The following is a 3383-nucleotide window of genomic DNA, read 5'->3' as shown; positions in this document are numbered from 1 at the left end:
ATTCATCCTGGTTTGCTGTCTGTTGGGAAGTACCTGGGCCATGGCGCAAGACAATGCAATAGCCACCAACGGAAATGTGAAGGTGATTAAAGACAGTCGTGTGGATGTGCTGATTAAAAAACAGATCTACATTAACACCCTGGCCATCCGCAACCAGTCCGGTTTCCGGGTACAGGTGATTTCCACCAACAAACGCGGCGATGCCAATGAAGCCAAAGCAAAAGTGATGCAGCTCTTTGGCGACTATCGCACCTATCTCGATTACCAGGCCCCCTATTTTAAAGTGCGCGTAGGCGATTTTAAAAGTCGTGAAGAAGCCACTGAGTTACGGGACAAATTATCCGACCTGTTTTCAGGAGGCGTATTTGTAGTACCAGCCATTATTAACGTGTCACTGGATAAAGAACTATCGAATGAAGAACCGTATTAAAGAGCTGGCAAAAGCGTATGCGCCTGAATTTACTGCTGTCAGGCGGCATTTGCATTCCCATCCGGAACTATCCTTTCAGGAATTTGAAACGACTGCTTTTATACAGCAGCAACTTACCGCATTTGGGGTCCCTTTCCAGGCAGGCATTGCCGGCACTGGCATCGTAGCCCTGATTCAAGGAAAAAATCCAACTTCCAAAGTAATTGCGCTGCGTGCCGACATGGATGCACTGCCTATCACGGAAGCCAATGACGTGCCTTATAAATCTACCAACGTAGGTGTGATGCATGCCTGCGGACATGATGTACATACCTCCTGTGTATTGGGCGCGACCAAAATATTAAATGAACTGAAAGATCAGTTTGAAGGCACTATCAAAATATTGTTTCAGCCGGGAGAAGAAAAACATCCCGGTGGCGCCAGTATTATGATTGAGGAAGGCGCCCTCGAAAACCCACGCCCCGACGCTATCCTGGGCATGCACGTGCATCCCACACTGGAAGCAGGTAAGCTGGGTTTCTGCGAAGGGAAATACATGGCCAGTGCCGACGAAATATATATTACCATCAAAGGGAAAGGCGGCCATGCGGCGCAGCCACATCTGACCGTAGATACCATCCTGGTAGCTTCTCAACTGGTGGTAAGCTTACAGCAGATCATCTCCCGTAACAACAATCCTTTCTCTCCTTCTGTATTATCTATCTGTGCTTTCAATGGCGGATTTACCACGAATGTAATTCCGAGTGAAGTGAAGCTGATGGGTACTTTCAGGGCAATGGATGAAACCTGGCGCTTTAAGGCACATGAGCTGATCCGCAAACAGGCAATAGGCATTGCAGAAGCGATGGGGGCAGAAATAGAGATTGATATATTGGTAGGATACCCTACGCTGTATAACAATGAAGGGGTGACGAAGAAGGCCCGCCACTTCGCCACCGAATACCTGGATGCCGGTCATGTAGGTGATACGGAGATCAGAATGGGAGCAGAAGATTTTGCCTTTTATTCACAGGTGGTACCTGCCTGCTTTTTCAGATTGGGCACCGGTAATGTAGCCCGGGGAATTACTTCCGGCGTGCATACCCCTACTTTTGATGTAGACGAACATGCGATAGAGATAGGAATGGGTACCATGGCCTATTTAGCTACGCAGTTTTAAGATAGTACATAGAAAAGTCCCGATGAAAATCGGGACTTTTTTTATCTTTTGAATAAAGAAGGCTGATTAAAAAATAAGCCCGTTTATATATCGATAGAAATTATTGCTAAATACGTATAGTCGTTATTGTTAGTTAATCTGTTTAATACAACTGATGGCTTTACCGTAAATGTTTAACTCCCGTAAGCTATCTACCCGGATATCCGCCACTTTATATTGTATATCTTCAAACCGGAGTGAACCAGATTTTCCCATTCTTATTTTCACGCTATCCAATGTATTGTCGCCTTGCAGGGAAAAGTCGTTCGCCCGTTCACCTGTGTAATCCAATGTGGTGATGTGGTTGTTCGAGAGAACGGCGCCTGCGAGAGGTCCGGATTGGATCACCAGTTTGGGTAAAGTGAAATCATTCATAGACACATTGCAGTAACTGTTTTGAATCACCTTCAGTGAGGGGCAGCTAAGCCATATATCATTTGCTTCATCCAGGCGTATAAATAATGTATCGCCGGATTGGCGAAGCGTTACATTGCTGTGGTGATTGATCGTATAAGTATCGCCTTTATTAATCGCCACGTTGTTGATATTCTGAACATACGTAGTATGACTATCTTGTGTGTTCTCTTCACGGGTTTTCGTGGTCGCCAGATCTGCCTGTCCATTGGTAATTACCAAGACACTGAACGGCTGAAGGGTTTCTGTTTTATCCTTAGGGTCCGTCGCGGGTTGGTGATTGTATTGCGCTTCGTTGGTCACCCCTTTACTATAGTTCACCCGCAGCAGCACGGCCGCAAACACCATCAAAAACACGAGTATACCAGAAAAACCGATCATTAATTTTTTACTCGTTTTCATATTAGTTGAAATTAGATTTTTTGAATTTCTCAAAATGAGGTTTCAGTTCATCGAGGCCCAGATCCAGTAGGTACAAGCTGCGGAAGAAGCTGGGCAATTCATTGCTGATGAATGTTTCTTTTTTGAATTGCCTGATTTTCTTAATGGCATCTGCACTGATGAAATAGCCGATTCCTCTTTTATTGAAAATGATTTCCTGCTGCTGCAATAGCTCGCAGGTACGCATCACGGTATTGGGATTTACTTCCAGCAATACGGCCAGTTCCCTTACGGAAGGAATGCGTTCGTCCGGTTGCCATTTATTAAGCAATACCTGTTCGCAGATATAATCCGCGATCTGTACGTATATGGCTTGCGTTTCTTTGAATTCCATCTCACAAAAGTTTTAAATTTCTTGATCCTTCAACCGGAAATAGGCTATGGTCCAAAGCACCGGCGCTAACAGGAACCTGATGATAAAGAGGTATACATCCAGCAGCCAACGGGGAATAACGTAAGTATCGGTATGCCAGGAGATAGGCCCACCTACCAGTTTATTCACCATCACGAATGGGACGGACCTTTTCCAGAATTCTCCCTGCAGCCCGAATAATAAGCTAATGATGATACAGTTAATCACATACAGGCCAAACAGGAAAATGAACAGGCAGAAAAGGGTTTTGAGGAAACTATATTTATGAAAACAGGTGGCTCCCAGTAAGAAAACGGACTGCAGAATAAAGTAGCCGTAGTAGATGTACTTTTTCTCGTCGGGGTTACTGAGGAATTGGTAATCCTTTTCTATGTGTATGCCAGTGAGAGAAGCTTGTACATTTTCTATGATCTGGAAGCTGAGGTAACAACTGAGATGAAAGAACAAAAAATAGCCGATGGCACTGACGAGAAACAGTGTAAAGTATTTTTCGAATTGAGAGGCCGGTATCATGAGGTAGTCTACCC

At 44.7% G+C, this 3383-nt stretch carries 5 protein-coding genes; 2 read left to right on the top strand and 3 right to left on the bottom strand.

Annotated features, from left to right (window positions below):
* Positions 1–430, top strand: a 430-nt coding sequence (locus VIP81_RS05910; protein WP_331957549.1) for an SPOR domain-containing protein, incomplete at its 5' end; no start/stop codon positions are given.
* Entirely contained in the window at positions 414–1589 is a 1176-nt protein-coding gene (locus VIP81_RS05905; protein ID WP_331957548.1) for a M20 family metallopeptidase, read from the top strand. The genes VIP81_RS05910 and VIP81_RS05905, both read left to right, overlap by 17 nt.
* A gap of 129 nt (positions 1590–1718) precedes the next feature.
* On the opposite strand, the gene VIP81_RS05900 is transcribed toward VIP81_RS05905, so the two are convergent.
* The 3 genes from VIP81_RS05900 to VIP81_RS05890 all read right to left on the bottom strand — a co-directional run.
* On the bottom strand, positions 1719–2444 hold the full coding sequence (locus VIP81_RS05900; RefSeq protein WP_331957547.1) for a hypothetical protein: 726 nt from the start codon (positions 2442–2444) through the stop codon (positions 1719–1721).
* Between the two features lies 1 nt (position 2445).
* Positions 2446–2817 carry a GntR family transcriptional regulator gene (locus tag VIP81_RS05895; RefSeq protein WP_331957546.1) on the bottom strand — a complete coding sequence of 124 codons (372 nt, stop codon included), beginning with the start codon at positions 2815–2817 and terminating at the stop codon, positions 2446–2448.
* A 12-nt stretch (positions 2818–2829) separates the two neighbouring features.
* On the bottom strand, positions 2830–3383 hold a 554-nt coding region (locus VIP81_RS05890; protein ID WP_331957545.1), incomplete at its 5' end, for a hypothetical protein.

It is taken from the genome of Chitinophaga sp. (assembly GCF_036566945.1).
Classification (GTDB): Bacteria; Bacteroidota; Bacteroidia; order Chitinophagales; family Chitinophagaceae; genus Chitinophaga.
The sequence above is the reverse complement of the archived record's forward strand: the minus strand, read 5'-3'. Positions and strand labels throughout refer to the sequence as shown.

What these genes read in the sequence shown, in the direction of transcription:
- VIP81_RS05900 (WP_331957547.1), bottom strand. Translation starts at nt 2,444, where the DNA reads ATGAAAACGAGTAAAAAATTAATGATCGGTTTTTCTGGTATACTCGTG.
- VIP81_RS05905 (WP_331957548.1), top strand. Translation starts at nt 414, where the DNA reads ATGAAGAACCGTATTAAAGAGCTGGCAAAAGCGTATGCGCCTGAATTT.
- VIP81_RS05895 (WP_331957546.1), bottom strand. Translation starts at nt 2,817, where the DNA reads ATGGAATTCAAAGAAACGCAAGCCATATACGTACAGATCGCGGATTAT.